Annotated in this window: 6 protein-coding genes; all 6 read left to right on the top strand. The window is 76.6% G+C overall.

The window, feature by feature from the left end:
- The first annotated feature begins 247 nt into the window (after window positions 1-247).
- Genes H1D33_RS11950 through H1D33_RS11925 form a run of 6 tightly spaced genes read left to right on the top strand, consistent with a single transcriptional unit; the run spans window position 248 to window position 19,211 of the window.
- Window positions 248-3,703 carry an AMP-binding protein gene (locus H1D33_RS11950; RefSeq protein WP_307755395.1) on the top strand — a complete coding sequence of 1,152 codons (3,456 nt, stop codon included), beginning with the start codon at window positions 248-250 and terminating at the stop codon, window positions 3,701-3,703.
- Window positions 3,700-6,927 (top strand): thioesterase domain-containing protein, encoded by a 3,228-nt coding sequence (locus tag H1D33_RS11945; protein ID WP_181567998.1) that lies wholly within the window; start codon window positions 3,700-3,702, stop codon window positions 6,925-6,927. The genes H1D33_RS11950 and H1D33_RS11945 overlap by 4 nt, the downstream gene beginning before the upstream one ends.
- Window positions 6,924-9,230, top strand: a complete 2,307-nt coding sequence (locus H1D33_RS11940; protein ID WP_181567999.1) for a lantibiotic dehydratase — start codon at window positions 6,924-6,926, stop codon at window positions 9,228-9,230. Before H1D33_RS11945 ends, H1D33_RS11940 begins: the two co-directional genes overlap by 4 nt.
- Window positions 9,227-12,727, top strand: coding sequence for a non-ribosomal peptide synthetase (locus H1D33_RS11935; RefSeq protein WP_181568000.1), 3,501 nt, complete (start codon window positions 9,227-9,229; stop codon window positions 12,725-12,727). The genes H1D33_RS11940 and H1D33_RS11935 overlap by 4 nt, the downstream gene beginning before the upstream one ends.
- 36 nt (window positions 12,728-12,763) lie before the next feature.
- Entirely contained in the window at window positions 12,764-18,223 is a 5,460-nt protein-coding gene (locus H1D33_RS11930; protein ID WP_181568001.1) for a type I polyketide synthase, read from the top strand.
- A 34-nt stretch (window positions 18,224-18,257) separates the two neighbouring features.
- A complete protein-coding gene (locus H1D33_RS11925) occupies window positions 18,258-19,211 on the top strand; it encodes a TauD/TfdA family dioxygenase (RefSeq protein WP_181568002.1) in 954 nt (317 codons plus the stop codon).

The following is a 19,211-nucleotide window of genomic DNA, read 5'->3' as shown; positions in this document are numbered from 1 at the left end:
CGCCAGTAGCCACCTACGCGGTAAATCGTCTACGCGCTAGAGGGATGATCGGACGAAATCCTCCGTCCCGGGTACCAGGGGCCCTCCCACCTTCGGCTTGACCCGGATCGATGCTCTTCCGGTCGAGAGATTGAGCCTTATTCTGCTTCCAATGTGAAGTCCTGGGGGGGATCAATGGTCACATTCGTCGATTGCTGCGTGCCTGCCGTTTGTGGAGCGCAACCCGCTTCCTGACATGGCAGAGACGATGATCATCAATCGTTTCGGCGCGGTCGCAGCGGTCCACGGTGGCCGTCCGGCACTTCTCGGCGAGACCCACGAGGTCGGTTACGCCGAGTTGGCCGGTGCGGCCGGCGGGTACGCGGCCGTGCTCGTCGCCGCCGGTTTCCGGCCCGGCGACCGCATCGCGCTGCTCACCACGCACGGCGCGCCGACCGTCGCCGCGCTGCTCGGCACGCTCGCTGCCGGCTGCGCGTACGTGCCGCTGGACCCGGGCTTCCCGGTCGCCCGGCTGCGCCACATGGTCGCCGCCGCCGGGGTCACCGCCGTGGCGTGCGCCGCCGAGCACCGTGCGCTGGCCCGTGAGCTGGCCGACGGCCGTCGCGTGGTGTCGCTGGACGAGGTGCCGCCCGCCCCGCTGCGCCCGGTGCCGGTCGACCCGGACGCACTGGCGTACGTGCTGTTCACCTCCGGCTCCACCGGCGTGCCCAAGGCGGTCGGGCAGACCCACCGCAACCTCGCCCACGTGGTCGACAACCAGATCGACGCGCTCGGCATCGGGCCGGCCGACCGGCTCAGCCTGCTCGCCTCGTTCAGCTTCGACGCCGCCATCCCCGACCTCTACCCGGCGCTGCTCACCGGCGCCGCCGTCGTCCCGGTCGACCTGCGCCGGCAGGGCCTGGCGTACGCGGTCGAGCAGCTCGACCGGCACCGGACCACGGTGCTGCACGGCACGCCCACCGTCTACCGCTTCCTGCTCGACACGCTCGGCGAGCGTCGGCTGGCCTCGGTGCGCGCGGTGCTGCTCGGCGGCGAGCAGGCCACCTGGGCCGACGCCCTGCGCGGCCGGGACCGCTTCGCCCCCGACTGCGTGCTGGTCAACGGCTACGGCGCGACCGAGATGACGTTCGCGGCCCGGCACCTGCTGCCGCTGTCCGAGGTGGACCCGGGCGCCGCCGGGCCGCTGCCGATCGGCACCGCGTTCCCCGGTTACCGGCTCGACCTCGACCCGGACACCGGCGAGATCGTGGTCCACAGCCGGCACCTCGCGCCCGGCTACCTCAACCAGGACAGCGACCGCTTCGGCGTCGACGGGGGCGGCGTGCGGTCGTACCGCACCGGCGACCTCGGCCGGCGACTGCCCGGCGGCGAACTGCTCTGCCTGGGCCGGCTGGACCGCCAGGTCAAGGTGCGCGGGCACCGGGTCGAGCTGACCGAGATCGAGGCGGTGCTCGCCGGCCAGCCGGGCGTGGCCGGGGCGCGTGCCGTGGCCCGCGACGGCGAGCTGCTGGCGTACGTCCGGCCGGCCGCCCCCCGCACCGACCCGGCCGCGTTGCGGGCGGCCCTGGCCGCCGCCCTGCCCGACTACGCGGTGCCCCGCGCGGTGGTGGCGCTCGACGAGTTCCCGCTCACCGTCAGCGGCAAGGTCGACGAGCGGGCACTGCCCGACCCGGCGACGGACGTGCCCGCCGAGGCGGCGCCGGCCACCGACACCGAACGCGCGGTGCACGACATCTGGTGCGCGGTGCTCGGCCGCCCGGCCGTCGGCCGCACCGACAGCTTCTTCGACGTGGGCGGGCAGTCGCTGCTGCTGGGCCGGGTGCAGCAGCGCATCGCCGAGCGGTTCGGGGTGCGGCTGCCGATGCTGCGCCTGTTCGACCACCCCACCGTCGCCGCCCAGGCGGCGCTGCTGGACGCCCCGCCCGAGGCGGTCCGCGCCCCGCTGCTGCCCGCCCCCGTCGCGCCGCTGCGCGCGGCCCGCGACTACACCGGCGACGAGATCGCCGTGGTCGGCGTCGCCGGGCGCTTCCCCGGCGCGCCCGACGTGGCGACGTTCTGGTGGAACCTGTGCACCGGGGTGGACTCGATCCACGACCACACCGACGACGAGCTGGCCGCGCTCGGCATCGGGCCGCGCCTGCTCGCCGATCCCCGCCACGTGCGCGCCGCCGGGCGGCTCGACGGGGTGACCGACTTCGACGCGGAGTTCTTCTCCTTCGGCGCCGACGAGGCCGCCCGCACCGACCCCCAGCACCGGCTCTTCCTGGAGACCGCGTGGGAGGCCATGGAGGACGCCGGGCACGACCCGCGACGCTTCCCGGGGCTGGTCGGCGTCTACTCCGCCACCTCCGCCAACCGCTACTTCCTGTTCCACTTGATGGACAATCCGGCCGTGGTCGGCGACGTCGACCCGGACGACTGGGAGGCGCGGCTGGTCGGCCGGCAGTTCACCGACCACCTGCCCGGCCAGGTGGCCTACCGGCTCGGCCTGACCGGGCCCGCGCTGGCCGTGCAGAGCGCCTGCTCCAGCTCGCTGGTCGCGGTCTGCCTGGCCGCGCAGAGCCTCGCCGACTACCAGTGCGACCTGGCCCTGGCCGGTGGCGCCACGGTGATGTGGCCCCGGCACCGGGCCACCCCCGGCGGGCTCGCCTCACCGGACGGCCGGTGCCGCGCCTTCGACGAGGCCGCCGACGGCTCCGGCTTCGGCTCCGGCGCGGGCGTGGTCGCGCTGCGCCGGCTCGCCGACGCGCAGGCCGACGGCGACCGGATCTACGCGATCCTGCCCGGCTGGGCGGTCACCAACGACGGCCCGGACCGCGCCGGCTTCGCCGTGCCCGGCCCGGCCGGGCAGGCCGCCGCCGTGGCCAACGCGCTTGCCACCGCCGAGGTCGCCCCCGGCGAGGTCCGCCTGGTCGAGGGACACGGCAGCGGGACCCCGCTCGGTGACGCCATCGAGGTGGCGGCGCTGCACGAGGTGTACGCCGGCGCCGCGCCCGCCGGCACCTGCGCGCTCGGCTCGGTGAAGACGAACATCGGTCACCTCGACGCCGCCGCCGGTATCGCCGGCCTGATCAAGACCGTGCTCGCCGTCCGACACGGCGTGATCCCGCCGAACCTGCACTTCACCCGCCCGCACCCGGAGATCGACCTGGCCGCCGGCCCGTTCTACGTGCCGACCAAGGCCCGGGACTGGCCGGACGAGGGCCGCCGGGTGGCCGGGGTGAGCGCGTTCGGGCTGGGCGGCACCAACGCCCACGTGGTGGTGGAGCAGCCGCCGCCGGTCGAGCCGGTCGACCCGCCCGGGGACGGGCCGTGGCTGCTGCCGGTGTCCGCGCGTACCCCGGTGGCGTTGCGGGCCGCGCTGGCCCGGCTGCGGGCGCACCTGGCCGGCGCCGCGCCGGCGCTGCCCGAGGTGGCCGCCACGCTGGCGCTCGGGCGGCGGCCGTTCGCCCACCGGGCGGCGGTGGTCGCCGCCGACCTGCCCGCCGCGCTGGCCGCGCTGGACGTGCTGCTCGACACCGACGCCCGGACGGCCGGCGAGGCCGGCCCGCTGCGCGAGCTGGCCGCCGAGTGGGTGGCCGGGCGCGACGTCGACTGGGATGCCCTGCACCCCGAGGGCGCCGTCCGGCGCACCGGACTGCCCACCTACCCGTTCCAGCGCCGCCGGCACTGGATCGACCCCGTGCAGAGAGGCCCGCGGTGAACTGGTTCGTCTCCACCGGAAGCCGCCCCGAGGCGCCGGTGCGGTTGTTCTGCCTGCCCTACGCCGGCGCGGGCGCCAGCGCGTTCCGGCGCTGGCCGGCCGCGTTCGACCCGGACGTCGAGGTGCTGCCGGTGCAGTTGCCCGGCCGGGAGAACCGGATCACCGAGGACCCGCGCTTCGCCGTCGCCGACGTGGCCGACGCCATCGCCTCCCGGGCCGACCGCCCGTACGCGATCTACGGCCACTCGATGGGCGGGCGCCTCGGCTTCGAGGTGGTGCGGGAGCTGCGCCGCACCGGCCGACCGCTGCCGCTGCGCCTCTACGTCGGCGGCGCCCGCGCCCCGCACGTCGCCGCGCCCGGGCTCTTCGACGGGCTGTCCCGGGCCGGCGACGAGGAGCTGCTACGCCGCCTCGGCGACGGCGGCGGCCTCCCGGCCGAGCTGCTGGAGCACCCGGAGCTGGTGGAGCTGCTGCTGCCGTTGCTGCGCGCCGACTTCGGTCGGGTGGACGACTACCGCTACGTCCCCGGCGAGCCGCTGCCGGTGCCGATCGTCGCGTTCGCCGGCGACCGGGACCGGGCGGTCACCCGCGAGCAGAACGCGGCCTGGGCCGAGCACACCGCCGCCGGGTTCACCCTGCACGAGCTGGACGGCGGCCACTTCTTCCTGCACGACCGGCTCACCGAGCTGGCCGCGCTGATCCGGGCCGACCTGGCCGCCACGCCGGCCGCCGCGACCACGCCGGCCGCCGCGACGACGCCGGGGGCCGCGACGACGCCGGGGGCCGCGACGACGCCGGGGGCCGCGACGACGCCGGGGGCCGCGACCGCCGCGCCCGGCGCCCCGACCACCCGTGCCGCGAGACCGGGCGCGGGTCCGGCCCCGGTGCGCGCCGCCGGCCGCGGGACCGCCGGCGGTGCGCACCGGGTGCCACTCGGCGACACCGGCTGGTCGGTGTGGCGCGACGCGATGCTGCGGACCACCGGCTTCCCCGCCGACGGGCTGGAGCTGCTGACCGCACCGCGGGCCGCGGCGGCCGCCGACGAACTGCTCGACACCGGCACCGGTGAGGACCGCTTCGAGAAGGAATTCGACGAGGCGGTACGCGCCGGCGCCGAGCGGCTCGGCGCGCTGGCCGCCGACCCGCTGCTGCGCGAGGCGGTCACCTGGCAGAACCGGGGCGCCCTGGTCGCGCTGGACGGGCTGGTGCGCGGCGGGGCCGACGCGCCCCGCAACGTGCGCCGGCGCGACCGGGAGCGGGCGCTGCTGAAGTACTGGCAGCGCTACTGCGGCAAGAACGAGACGGTCGGCTTCTTCGGCCCGGCCTGCTGGGTCGCCGTCGATCCCGACCAGCCGGAGGTTGCCCTGGTCAACCCTGGTGACCGGCTGACCCGGCGGCGCTGGGTGTGGTTCGAGTCCTGGGCGCTCGCCGCGTACGCCGACCGGGTCGGCGCGGACCTCGCGGTCCGCCGCTGGTGGCCGCCGACGCTGCGGCCCCACCTGGCGATCCGGGACCGGGCCGTGCTGCGGCCCGGCCGCCCGCCGCTGACCCTGACCCCGGTGGAGGCCGCGCTGCTGCGGGCCGCCGACGGCCACCGCACCGCCGCCGACCTGGTCGCCGACCCGGCGATCGGCCTGCGCCGGCCGGAGGACGGCTACGCGCTGCTCGACCGGCTGGTGGAGCGGGAGCTGGTGACCTGGGACGCGGCGCTGCCGGTGAGCCCGGACGCCGAGCGGGTGCTGGCCGAGCGGATCGCGGCGATCGGCGACGAGCCGGCCCGCGCCGCCGCCCGGGCCGGCTTCGACCGGCTGCGGACCGCCCGCGACGCGGTGGCCGCCGCGGCCGGCGACCCGGTGTCGCTGCGGGCCGCGCTGGACGCCCTCGACGCCACGTTCACCGAGCTGACCGGCGTGCCCGCGGTGCGCCGCGCCGGCCAGATGTACGCCGGCCGCACCATCTGCTACGAGGACACCGCCCGCGACCTCGACGTGGTCTTCGGCGCCCCGCTGCTGGCCGAGCTGGCCGCCCCGCTGGACGTGCTGCTGCGCGCCGCCCGCTGGCTGGCCAACGCGCTCGCCGAGGCCTACCTGGACGTGCTGCGCGGCCTCTACGACGAGCTGCGCGCCGAGGCCGGCGGCCCGGTGGCGCTGGCCGACCTGTGGTTCCTGGCCCAGGGCCTGTTCTGGGGCGACGGGGAGCGGCCGGTCGACGCGGTCGCGGCCGACTTCGCGGGCCGCTGGGCCGGCCTGTTCGGCCTGGACACGCTGCCCGCCGGGGCGACCGGGGTCGAGCTGCGCGCGGCCGACCTGGCCGAGCGGATCGACGCGGTCTTCCCGGGCACCCGGCCGAACTGGTCCAACGCCGCCATGCACAGCCCCGACCTGCAGATCTGCGCCACCGACGCGGCGGCGCTGCGGCGCGGTGACTACACCGTGGTGCTCGGCGAGCTGCACGCCGCCTGGTCGTCGTTCGACTGTGCGGTGTTCACCCCGTCGCACCCGCAGGTGGAACGGCTGTGCGAGGCGCTCGCCGCCGACCTGGGCGAGCGGCGGGTCCGGCTGCTGTTCCCGGCCGACTGGCCGCGCCGGACCAGCCGCACCGCCGAGTCGCTGACCGGCCCGACCGACCGGCAGCTCGCCTTCCTCGACGCGCCCGGCGCCGACCCGGACCGGGTGCTGCCCACGGTGGACCTCACCGTCGACGAGGTCGACGGGACGCTGGTCGCCACCGCCTCGGACGGGCAGCGCTGGCCGCTCGCCGAGATCTTCGCCGAGGCGTTCAGCGCGCACGCGGTGGACGGCTTCAAGCTGGTCGCCGCCGCGCCCTACACGCCCCGGATCACGGTGGACAAGCTGGTGGTCGCCCGGCAGACCTGGCGTACCACGGTGGGGGAGAGCGGCCTGGCCACCGCCACCGGTGAGCGGCAGCGGTTCCTGGCCGTACGGGCCTGGCGCCGCCGGCTCGGCCTGCCCGAGCAGGTCTACGTCAAGCTGGGCACCGAGACCAAGCCGTGTTTCGTGGACCTGGCCGCGCCCGGGTTCGCCACCATGCTCTGCGCACTGGTGCGGGCCGCGCGCGTCGACGGCGGTGACGGGGTCTCGCTCACGGTCAGCGAGATGCTGCCCGCCCCGGAGCAGGCCTGGGTGCCCGACGGCGCGGGCCGCCGCTACTTCAGCGAGCTGCGCCTGCACATCACCGACGCCGGCCTGGAGGACGCGCGATGAGCCACCTGGTGCCCCTGGGCGAGACCGGCTGGTCGGTCTGGCGGGACGTGGTCCTGCGGACCGCCGGGTTCCCGGCCGCCGGGCTGGACCGGTTCGCCGCGCCGGAGTGCGCGGCCGCCGCCGACGCGACGCTGGCCGGCGCCGGCACCCCGGAGGTGTTCGACAAGACCCTGCGCGAGGCGTTCGCCGAGTCGTCGGCGGTGGCCGGCGAGCTGGCCGCCGACCCGCTGCTGCGCGAGGCGGTCACCTGGCAGAACCCGGACATGCTGATCGCGCTGGACGGCCTGCTGCGCACCGACCCGCAGGTGCGCAACGTGCGCCGGCGCAAGCGCGAGCTGAGCCTGCTGCGCTACTGGCAGCGCTACTGCGGCAAGGCCGAGACCATCGGCTTCTTCGGCCCGGTCTGCTGGGGCACGTTCGACCCGACGACGCGCGGCGTGCGCACCGCGCCCGGCGCGGCGCTGGTGCACCGACGCCGGGTGTTCTTCGAGGCGTGGGCGTTGATCGCGTACGCCGACCGGCTCGCCGACGACCTGGCGGTGCGCCGCTGGTGGGCGCCGGCGCTGCAACCGCACCTGACCGTCGCCGGCCGGGAGCTGCGCTGGCCGCTGCACCCGTCGATCGCGCTGACCCCGGTCGAGGCCCGCCTGCTGGCCGACTGCGACGGGCGCACCCCGGCGCGGGAACTGGCCGAGCGGCTGTGCGCCGAGGGTGTGGTGCACGGCGCCGACGACGTCTACCTGCTGCTCGACCGGTGGGTGGAACGCGGCCAGCTCACCTGGGGCGCGAACCTGCCGATCGCCCCGGACGCCGAGCAGGTGCTCACCGCGCGGATCGCCGCCATCGGCGACGGGCCGGTGCGCGACGCGACGGCGGCGGAGTTCGACCGGCTCCGGGGCGCCCGCGACGCGGTGTCGGCCGCGGCCGGCGACCCGGACCGGCTCGGCGCCGCGCTCGCCGCGCTGAACGCGGAGTTCACCGCGGTCACCGGCCGCCCGGCCACCCGCAACAGCGGACAGATGTACGCGGCGCGCACCGTCTGCTACGAGGAGACCGCCCGCGACCTGGAGTTCCGGATCGGCTCGGCGGTCACCGACGCGCTCGCCGAACCCCTCGCGGTGGTGCTGCGCACCGCCCGCTGGTTCACCGTGCGGGTCGCCGAGCGCTGCGGCGACCTCTTCACCGAGCTGCACGAGGAACTGGCCGCCGGCGGTGAGCCGGTGCGGCTGGCCGACCTGTGGCTGCTGGCGCAGGGCACGCTGATCGCTCCGGACGGCCCGATCGGCCTCGCCGGGAGGGAGCTGACCGAGCGCTGGGCCGAGCTGTTCGGCCTGCGCGACCTGCCGGCCGGGCAGGCGGAGCTGCGGGTGCGCGCGGCCGACGTGGCCGAGCGGGTGCGGGAGCTGTTCCCGGCCGAGACCCCCGGCTGGCCGTCGGCCCGGCTGCACAACCCGGACGTCCAGCTCAGCGCCGCGTCCCCGGAGGCGGTCGAGCGGGGCGAGTTCCTGCTGGTGCTCGGCGAGCTGCACCCCGCGTCGGTGGCGTTCGACAGCGCGGTGCTCAGCCCGTTCCACCCCGACCCGGCCGCGCTGCGCGCCGACCTCGACGCCGACCTCGGCCCGGTCCGGCTGCGGGTGCTCTGGCCGGACAGCTTCCCCCGCCGGACCACCCGCACCACGTACGCGCTGACCGGCCCGGCGGACCGCCAGCTCGGCATCGACACCGCGCACGGCGCCGACACCGACCGGCTGGTCCCGGCCACGGCGGTGGTGGTGGAGCGTGACGGGGACCGGCTCACCGCGGTCTTCCCGGACGGCGCCCGCTGGCCGCTGATGGAGGTCTTCGCCACCCTGCTCGGCTCGCTGCTGCTGGACGCGTTCAAGCTGTTCGGCGCCGCGCCGCACACGCCCCGGATCACCATCGACCGGCTGGTGGTGGCCCGGCGCACCTGGCGCACCACGGCCGGCGCGTGCGGGCTGGGCGGCCACGCCGACGAGCACGCCCGCTACCTGGCGGTCCGCCGCTGGCGGGCGGAGACCGACCTGCCCGAGCGGGTGTTCGTCAAGGTGGGCACCGAGATCAAGCCCTGCTACGTGGACCTGACCGGCCCGCTGTACGCGCAGTCGCTGTGCGCCATGGTGGACGCCGCGCTGCGTACCGGCCCGGACGTGCCGGTGGTGGTCTCCGAGCTGCTGCCCGCCCCCGCCGAGGCCTGGGTGCCCGACGCCCACGGCCGCGGCTACGTCAGCGAACTCCGCCTCCAGATCACCGATCCGGCCGAGCACCTGGGAGCACACCGGTGACCGACACCCTGACCATCAGCGCCGCCTCCGGGGCGGACCTGCCCTGGCCGGACGCCACCCTCGCCGACCTGATCGTCGACCGGGCCGCCCGGGTGCCGGACGCGGTGGCGGTGCGCCAGTGGGACGCCCGGCTCACCTACCGCCGGCTCGTCGAGCGGGCCGCCGGGGTGGCCGCCGCGCTGCGCGGGCGGGGCGTCGGCCGGGGTGACCGGGTCGGCGTGTGCGGCGCGCGCACCCCGGACCTGGTGGTGGACGTGGTCGGGGTGCTGCTGGCCGGCGCCGCGTACGTGCCGCTGGAGCCGGGCGGCCCGCGGGACCGGCTGCGCGAGATTGCCCGCGACGCGGGCGTGCGGGTGGTGGTCGGCGACGCGGCCGAAGCCGAGTTCGGCGACATGCCCGGCGTCGAGGCGCTCGGCCGGCCCGACCCGGCCCCGCTCGCGCCCTGCCCGGCGCGCCCCGGCGACCCGGCGTACGTGCTGTTCACCTCCGGATCCACCGGCCGACCCAAGGGCGTGCTCACCACCCACCGCAACGCGGTCGAGTTCGTCACCGGGGTGAGCGCGCTGACCGGCGCCGACGCGTCGGTGCGCAGCCTCGGCATCGCCTCGCTCGGCTTCGACGCGGCCACCATGGACCTGTTCGTGCCGCTGACCCTCGGCGGCGCGGTGCAACTGCTCGGCGCCGACGACCGGTCGGATCCGGCGCGGCTGGCCCGGTTCGTCGCCGCGCACGAGGTGACCTGGGGCTTCATCACCCCGACCGTGCTGGCCCTGCTCGACCCGGCCGACCTGCCGTCGTGGCGGGTGCTGCTCTGCGGCGGCGAGGCGGTGCCGGCCGAGCTGGTCGCCCGCTGGGCGCCCGGGCGGCGCTTCCTCAACGGCTACGGGCCGACCGAGACCACCGTGCTGGCGGTCAGCGGCGATCTCACCCCGGCCGACGCCGACCCGGTGCCGATCGGCCGCCCGCTGCCCAACCACCGCGCGTACGTGGTCGACGCGGACCTGCGGCCGGTGCCGCCGGGGGAGACCGGCGAGCTGCTGATCGGCGGGCCGGGCCTGGCCGACGGCTACCTCAACCGGCCCGCGCTGACCGCCGAGCGGTTCGTGCCGGACGAGTTCGGCGATGTCCCCGGCGGGCGGCTCTACCGCACCGGTGACCTGGTCCGGCAGGCGCCGGACGGCCGGATCGTCTACCTCGGCCGGGCCGACCGGCAGGTCAAGGTGCGCGGGCAGCGCATCGAGCTGGGCGAGGTGGAGGCCGTGCTGGCCGCCCACCCCGGCGTGGAGCGGGTCGCGGTGGAGGCGGTGCCCGGCCCGGCCGGCACCGAGCTGGTCGCGTTCCTCACCCCGGCCGGCGCGCCGGACGACGACGCGCTGCGGGCGTACGCCGAGCAGCGGCTGACCGCCGCGATGCTGCCGGCCCGGACGGTGCGGCTGGCCACGTTGCCGGTCAGCCCGACCACCGGCAAGCTGGACCGGCCGGCGCTGCGCGCGCTGGCCACGGCCGTCGCGCCGGAGCACGACACGCCCGACGGCGGGGACGGGGTGGAGCGCGCGGTCCGGCGACTGTGGACCCGGCTGCTCGGCGCCGCTCCCGGGCCGGACAGCGACTTCCTCGCCGCCGGCGGCAACTCCATCGCCGCGATGCGGCTGGTCGCCGCGCTGCGCGCGGAGACCGGCCGGCAGGTGGACACCCGGGTGCTGTTCACCGACCGCACCTTCGCCGCGCTCGTCGACCGGGTCCGCGCCGCCGACCCGGCCTGCGGCGACGAGCTGACCACCGGCAACCCGCCCACGCTGTCGCCGCCGCAGCGGCGGCTGTGGTTCATGGACCAGCTCGCCCCGTCCAGCGCGCCCTACAACATCGCGGTCGCGCACCGGCTGCGCGGGCCGCTCGACGTGGTCGCGCTCGGCGCGGCCCTGCGCGTGGTCGCCGAGCGGCACGACGTGCTGCGCTGGCGCATCGCGCAGTCCGGCGGCGTGCCGTACGCGGTCCGCGAGGAGCCCACCGACGTGGCCGTGCCGGTGGTCGACCTGACCGCCGCCGCCGACCCGGACACCGAGCTGGCCGGCATGCTCGCGGCCGGCGCCGGGCACGCGTTCGACCTGGCCACCGGCCCGCCCTGGCAGGTGACCGTCTACCGGCTGGCGGCCGAGGAGCACGTGCTGGCGGTGACCGTGCACCACGCGGTCTTCGACGGCTGGTCCGAGGCGCTGCTCTACGACGAGCTGGGTGCCGCGTACGCCCGCGCGCTGGGCCGCTCCGTGCCGGGCCGCGCGCCGCTGCCCGCCACCTACGCCGACTACGCGGTGTGGCGGGAGACCCGGGACCGTCGTCGTGGCGACGCCGACCTGGCCTGGTGGACCGCGCACCTGGCCGGCGCGCCGACGGTGCTGGACCTGCCCCGCGACCGGCCCCGCCCGGCGGTGCAGACGTACGCCGGCGCGGAGGCCGCGGTGGCGCTGGACGAGCCGGCCGACCGGGCGGTGCGCGAGCTGGCCGCGCGGCGCGGCACCACCGTCGCGGCGGTGCTGCTGGCCGGCTTCGGCGAGCTGCTGCGCCGGCTCACCGGCGGCGACGACCACGTGCTCGGCGCGATCGTCGCCGACCGGCGGCTGGCCGCGTTCGACGAGGTGATCGGCTTCTTCATCGACACCGTCCCGGTGCGGGTCCGGGCCGGCGGCACCTTCGCCGAGCAGGTCGACAGGTGCGCCGCCGAGCTGCACGACGTGACCGCGCACCCGGGCGCGCCGCTGGAACGCCTGGTCGAGGCGCTGGGCGTCGGCCGGGACACCTCCCGCGCGCCGCTGGTGCAGGTGCTGTTCAACGTGCTCAACTTCGTGCCGCCCCGGCTGGCCCTGGCCGACCTGACCGTCGAGCCGGCGCCGGTGCCGAAACCCGGGTCGCCGTTCGACCTGACCGTCTACGTGGTGGAGCGCGACGGTCGGGCCGGCGTCGAGGTGGTGCACAACCCGGACCTGTTCGACGGCGACCGGATCACCGCGCTCCTGGCCGACCTGGCCGCCCTGGTCGGCGCGCTCGCCGCCGACCCGGACGCGCCGGCCGTCGAGGTGGCCGCCGAGCTGCCCCGCCCGGCGGTCCGGGTGGCCGCGCTCGGCGCGATGACCGTGGTCGCCGCCGAACCGGCGCGGGCGCCGCTGCCCGCCGGCCCGGACGCGCTCACCGCGACCGAGGAGCTGATCGCCGGCATCTGGCGCGACGTGCTCGACCGCGACACCGTCGGCGTGGCCGACAACTTCTTCGACATCGGCGGCCACTCGATGGCCCTCGCCGCGGTGCACGCCCGTCTCACCGAGGCCACCGGCCGCTCGATCACCATGCTCGACCTGTTCCGCCACCCGACCGTGCGGGCGCTCGCCGCCAGCCTCGACGGTGCCGCCGAGCGGCCGGAACTGGCCCGCGCCGCGATGCGCGCCGCCGCCCGGCGGGGACGTGCCCGCCGTACCCCGCCACCCCGCAGACCTCACCAGCAGTGATGCCGCAACCCCGTGCGAACTGAAGGACGACCTCCCATGACTGACGACATTCCCGCCGCCGACGACGGCATCGAACCCATCGCCATCGTCGGGTTGGCCGCCCGCCTCCCCGGCGCGGCCGACGTCGACGAGTTCTGGCGCAACCTGGTCGACGGCGTGGAGTCGACGACCGAGCTGACCCGCGACGAGCAGATCGCCCGCGGCGTCAGCGCCGACGAGGTCGACGACCCGAGCTGGGTGAACCGGGCCCCGCTGGTCGACGGCTACGACGAGTTCGACGCCGGCCTGTTCGGGATGACCGCCCGCGAGGCCGAGATCACCGACCCGCAGCACCGGCTGTTCCTGGAGAGCTGCTACACCGCGCTGCAGGACGCCGGCTACGACCCGGGCCGCTACGACGGCGCGGTCGGCGTGTACGCGGGCACCGGCGGCACCACCTACCTGAACCGCTACGTGCTGCGCAACAAGCGGGTCGGCGGCAGTCCGCACGGCGCGGTCTCCATCGCCACCGGCAACTCGCCGAACTACGTGGCCACCAACGTGTCGTACCGGCTGGACCTGCGCGGGCCGAGCCTGACCGTGCACACCGCCTGCTCCACCTCGCTGGTGGCGTTCCACCTCGCCTGCGAGGCGCTGCGCAACGGCGAGTGCGACATGGCGCTCGCCGGCGGCGTGAACATCGAGCTGCCGCACGCCGGCTACATCGGCATGGACGGCTTCACCTCGCCGGACGGGCGGTGCCGGCCGTTCGACGCCGACGCGAACGGCACGGTCTGGGGCAGCGGCGTCGGGGTCACCCTGCTCAAGCGCCTCTCCGACGCGATCGCCGACGGCGACACCATCCGCGCGGTGGTGCTCGGCAACGCGATCAACAACGACGGCGCCGGGAAGGTCGGCTTCACCGCGCCCAGCATCGACGGGCAGGTCGAGGCCGTCGCGCAGGCCGTCGGGCTGGCCGGGATCGACCCGCGCAGCATCAGCTACGTCGAGGCGCACGGCACCGGCACCGCGCTCGGCGACCCGATCGAGGTCGCCGCGCTGTCCGCCGTCTACACCCGCGACACCGACGACCGGGGCTGGTGCGGCATCGGCTCGGTGAAGTCCAACATCGGCCACCTCAGCCAGCCGTCCGGCATCGTCAGCGTGATCAAGACGGTGCTGGCCATGGAGCACGGGCTGATCCCGCCGACCATCAACTACGAGACGCCGAACCCGGCCATCGACTTCGCCGACACCCCGTTCTACGTGGCGAACACGCTGACCAAGTGGGACGCCGACGGCGGGCCGCGCCGGGCCGGCGTCAGCTCGTTCGGCATCGGCGGCACCAACGCGCACGTGGTGCTCGAGGAGGCGCCGGCGGCGTACCGGTCCGAGCGGCGGGTCCGCCCCGCGCACCTGCTCCAGGTGTCGGCGAAGACCCCGACCGCGCTGGACGCCGCGGTCCGCGACCTCGCCGACCACCTGGAGCGCGCCACCGCCGGCGGCCCGGACCTGCTCGCCGACGTGGCGCACACGCTGCGGGTGGGCCGCCAGCGCTACCCGCACCGCGCCGCCGTGGTCGCCGGTGACCCCCCGACGGCGGTTGCCGCGCTGCGCGACCGGCGCAAGGCCCAGCGGGGCGTCGCCGACGGCCCAGCCCCCCGGGTGGCCTTCCTGTTCAGTGGGCAGGGCTCGCAGTATGCCGGCATGGGCGCCGAGCTGTACGCCGAGGACCCGACGTTCGCCGCCGCCGTCGACGAGTGCGCCGAGCTGCTCCACCCCGAGCTGGGCCTGGACATCCGGGACCTGATCCTCGGCCGGGACCCGGAGGCGGCGACGAAGCTCACCGAGACCCGCTGGACCCAGCCCGCCCTGTTTACCGTCGAGTACGCGCTCGCCGCCGCCTGGCGCGCCGCCGGCGTCTCCCCGGCCGCGATGATCGGCCACTCCATCGGCGAGTACGTGGCCGCCACCGTCGCCGGGGTGCTCAGCCTCCCCGACGCGCTGCGGGTGGTCGCCGCCCGGGGCCGGCTCATGCACGCCCTGCCGGCCGGGTCCATGCTGGCGGTGACGCTGGACGAGTCGGCGGTGGCCGACACGCTGCCCGAGGGCCTGTCGGTGGCGACCGTGAACGGCCCCGGCACCTGCGTGGTGGCCGGCGAGACCCCGCTGGTCGAGGCGTTCGCGGAGAGCCTGGGCAGCAAGAACAAGTCGAAGCTGCTGCGCACCTCGCACGCCTTCCACTCGCCGATGATGGACCCGATCCTGGACGAGTTCACCGCGCTGATGGCGACCGTGCCGCTGCGCGCGCCGGCCGTGCCGTTCGTGTCCAACGTGACCGGCACCTGGATCACCGACGCGCAGGCCACCGACCCGGCGTACTGGGCGTCGCACCTGCGCCGGCCGGTGCGCTTCGGCGCGTGCGTGGCCACCCTGCTCGCCGAGGGCACCTGGGCGCTCGTCGAGTGCGGCCCCGGCCGGCAGCTCGCCAACCTGGCCCGGATGCAGGTCGCCAAGGCCGGCGAGGCGCAGCGCGCGCTCACCCCGCTGGGCAGCCTGCCCGGGCCGGGCGAGCCCACCGGCGACCTGGCCACGCTGCTCGGCACCGCCGGCGCGCTCTGGTGCGCCGGGGCGCCGGTGGACCTGGCCGTCGACCCCGACGCGCGGCGGGTGCCGCTGCCCACGTACCCGTTCGAGCGGCGCCGCTACTGGGTCGACCCGGACCCGGTGCGGGAGGAGGCCGCGGCCCCGGTGGAGACCGGCCCCCGCCCGCTGCCGGAGTGGTTCGCCGTGCCGGTGTGGCGGCAGGCCGCGCCGGCCCGCGAGGTCGCGCCGCTGGGCCGCTGCCTGGTGCTGGCCGACGGCCCGCGCGGCGAGGCGCTCGTTGCCGCGCTGCGGGTCGCCGGCGACGACCCGGTGGAGGTACGCGCCGGCGGCGCGTTCACCGCGACCGCGACCGGCTTCCGGCTGCGCCCCGGTTCCCGGGAGGACGCCGAGGCGCTGGTCGCGGCGCTCGGCGCGGACCTGCCCCGGCGGATCGTGCACGCGTTCGCGCTCGACGGCGAGCCGGCCGGCACCGACGTGGCCGCCGCCTGGGCCGCCCAGGAGCGCGGCTTCTTCGGCGCGCTGCACCTGGTGCAGGCGCTCGCCGGCGCCGGCCTGACCGCCGACGAGGCGGGCGTGCACCTCGACCTGGTCACCGCCGGCATCGGCGACGTGCGCGGCGACGACCTGGTCCGGCCGGAGCACGCCACGCTCGCCGGCCTGGCCCGGGTGCTCCCGGTGGAGCTGCCCGGCCTCACCGTCCGGCTGCTCGACGCCGACCCGGCCGCGCGTGGCGTGGCCGCCCTGGCGGTGGAGCTGCGCAGCCCGGTCGACCCGGAGCACCCGGAGGTGGCGTTGCGGCGCGACCGGCGCTGGGTGGGCGGCTACGAGCAGGTGACCGTGGCCGCCGAGGACGAGCCGGGCGTGCTGCGCGAGGAGGGCCGCTACCTGATCACCGGTGGGCTCGGCGGCATCGGCGTCACCCTGGCCGAGGACTTCGCCCGCCGGACCCGCGCCAAGCTGGTGCTGCTGGCCCGCTCCGGCCTGCCCGAGCGGGACGACTGGGACGGGCACCTGGCGGTGCACGGCGGCGCCGACCGGGCCGGGCGGGCGATCGCGGCGATCCGCCGGATGGAGGCCGCCGGCGCGGAGGTGCTGGTGCTCGCCGCCGACGTCACCGACCCGGACGACCTGCGCCGGGTACGCGCCGAGGCGGAGCGCCGCTTCGGCGGGCTGGACGGCATCGTGCACGCCGCCGGCCTGCCCGGCGGTGGCATGGCCGAGGTGAAGGAGCGGGCCGAGGCGGAGCGGGTGCTCGCGCCGAAGCTCGCCGGCACGCTCGCGCTGGCCCAGGTCTTCGGCGACCTGCCGCTGGACTTCGTGGCGCTCTGCTCCTCGATCACCGCGGTGATCGGCGGTTTCGGCCAGGTCGACTACTGCGCGGCGAACAACGTGCTGGACGCGCTGGCCCGGTCCGGTGCCGGTTTCCGGGCGCCGGTGGTGTCGCAGAACTGGGGCGGCTGGGCCGAGGTCGGCATGGCGGTGGAGACCGCCGCGCCGGCCGCGTTCCGGGCCGCCGGGCGGGACACCGTCACCAGCGCGGTCACCCACCCGGTGCTGACCACGATGGTCGCCGGGCCGGACGGCACGGTGCTGCACGGCCTGGTCGCGGCGGACACCCACTGGCTGCTCGACGAGCACCGGATCGGCGGGGTGCCGGTGGTGCCCGGCACCGCCCACCTGGAGTCGGTGCGCGCCGCGGTGGTCGCCGCGCTGCCCGCGCCGGCGCCGGACGCCGCGGTGGAGCTGCGCGACGTGGTCTTCCTGGAGCCGTTCTCGGTGCCGGACGGCGCCGTGGCGCAATACCGGGTGGAGCTGGCCCCGACCGAGGACGGGGTGGACTTCACCGTGGCCAGCCTCACCGCCGGCCGGCTGCGCACGCACGTGCGCGGCGCGGCGGGGTGGACCACCGAGGCCGCGCCGCCGGCCGCCCCGGCCACCGTGGCCGGCCGGCGGGTCGACGACGACGCCTCGTTCGGGCGCGGACGCACCAGCATGCTCACGTTCGGGCCGCGCTGGGCGGCGCTGGCGGAGCACCACCTCGCCGACGGTGAGGAACTGGCCCGGGTGCAGGCGCCCGCCGCGGCGCGCGGTGACCTGCCCGCCTGGGGGTTGCACCCGGCGCTGCTGGACGTGGCCACCGCGTTCGGTCGGGGCCAGGGCAGCGGCACCTACCTGCCGCTGTCGTACGGGCGGATCGTGGTGCGCGGGGCGCTGCCGGAGCAGTTCCACAGTCACCTGCGGCACCGGCCGGCGGCCACCGACGAGGTGGTCGCCGCCGACCTGTCGCTGCGCGACCCGGACGGCCGGGAGCTGGTCGCGATCAGCGACTTCGTGCTGCGCCGGGTGGATCAGGGCGCGGTCACCGGCAACCTCGCGGAGGCTCCGGCGGAGGCCGACGCGCCGGCCGTGGTCACCGAGGACATCCGGCCGGTCGACGGGGCGGAGGCGTTCCGCCGCAGCCTCGGCGCCGGCCTGGGCGCGCAGGTGGTCATCGCCACCCGCACGGTGGCCGACATCCGGCGCCGGGCCGCCCGGGTGACCACGGACAGCCTGGCCGAGGAGACCGACGCCCCGACCGGCGCGCCGGCGGCGTCCGGTGGCGGCTCGGCCGCGCCGGGCACCGAGCTGGAGAAGACCATCGCCCAGGTGTGGCGGGACGGCCTCGGCGTCACCGACATCGGCGTGGACGACGACTTCTTCGCCCTCGGCGGCAACTCGCTGGTCGCCGTGCAGCTCATCGCCGCGATGCGCAAGGCGACCGGGGTGCGGCTGCCGATGCGCAGCCTCTTCGAGACCCCCACCGTGGCCGGTCTGGCGGCCCGGATCGAGGAGCTGCGCGCCGAGGCCCCCGCCGACCAACCGGCCGCCCCGGCGGCGATTCCGGCCATTCCGCGGCTGCCCCGCGGCTGACACCCCCCGACGCAACCCAAGGAGACACCGCATCATGAGCGAGACAACCGCCACGCTCCCGGTGGTCGTCGAGAACGACGGCCGGGCGCTGACCGACCTCATCGCGGCCCGGCGCGCCGAGCTGCGGGACACCCTCGTCGCCAGCGGCGGGCTGCTGTTCCGCGGCTTCGAGGTGGGTGGTGTGGACGGCTTCGACGCCGCCGTGCGCGCCCTGGCCGGCGAGCCGCTGACCTACACCGAGCGGTCCTCGCCCCGGCACTCCATCAAGGGCCGGGTCTACACCTCGACCGACTACCCGCCGGACGAGGAGATCTTCCTGCACAACGAGAACTCCTACCAGGCGCGCTGGCCGCTGACGCTGTTCTTCTACTGCGTCACCGCGCCGGAGACCCGGGGCGCCACGCCGCTGGCCGACGTGCGCCGGGTGTACGAGCTGATCGACCCGGCGGTGCGCGAGGAGTTCGTCCGGCGGCGCTGGATGCTGGTGCGCAACTTCCACGGCGACTTCGGCACCCGCTGGCAGGAGGTGTTCAACACCGAGAGCCGCGCCGAGGTCGAGTCGTACGCGGCGGCCAACGGGATCACCCCCGAGTGGGTCGGCAAGGACGGCCTGCGCACCCGCGCGGTGCGCGACGTGGTGCACCACCGGCCCGGCTCGGACACGCCGCGCTGGTTCAACCACGCCACGTTCTTCCACCTCAGCACCCTGCCGAAGGACTACCAGGAGGGGCTGCTGGCCATGTTCGGCGCGGACGGTCTGCCGTCGAACACCTACTACGGCGACGGCGGCGAGATCCCCGCCGACGTCATGGACCACCTGCGTGCCGCCTACCGGGCGGCCACGGTCCGATTCGACTACCAGCGCGACGACGTGCTGGTGGTCGACAACATGACGGCCGCGCACGGCCGGGAGCCGTTCACCGGCCCCCGGAAGATCGCCGTGGCGATGGCCGAGGCGTACACCCCCGACACCGCTGGAGCGAACTGA

This window comes from Micromonospora ferruginea (assembly GCF_013694245.2).
Taxonomy (GTDB): Bacteria; Actinomycetota; Actinomycetes; order Mycobacteriales; family Micromonosporaceae; genus Micromonospora; species Micromonospora robiginosa.
The sequence above is the reverse complement of the archived record's forward strand: the minus strand, read 5'-3'. Positions and strand labels throughout refer to the sequence as shown.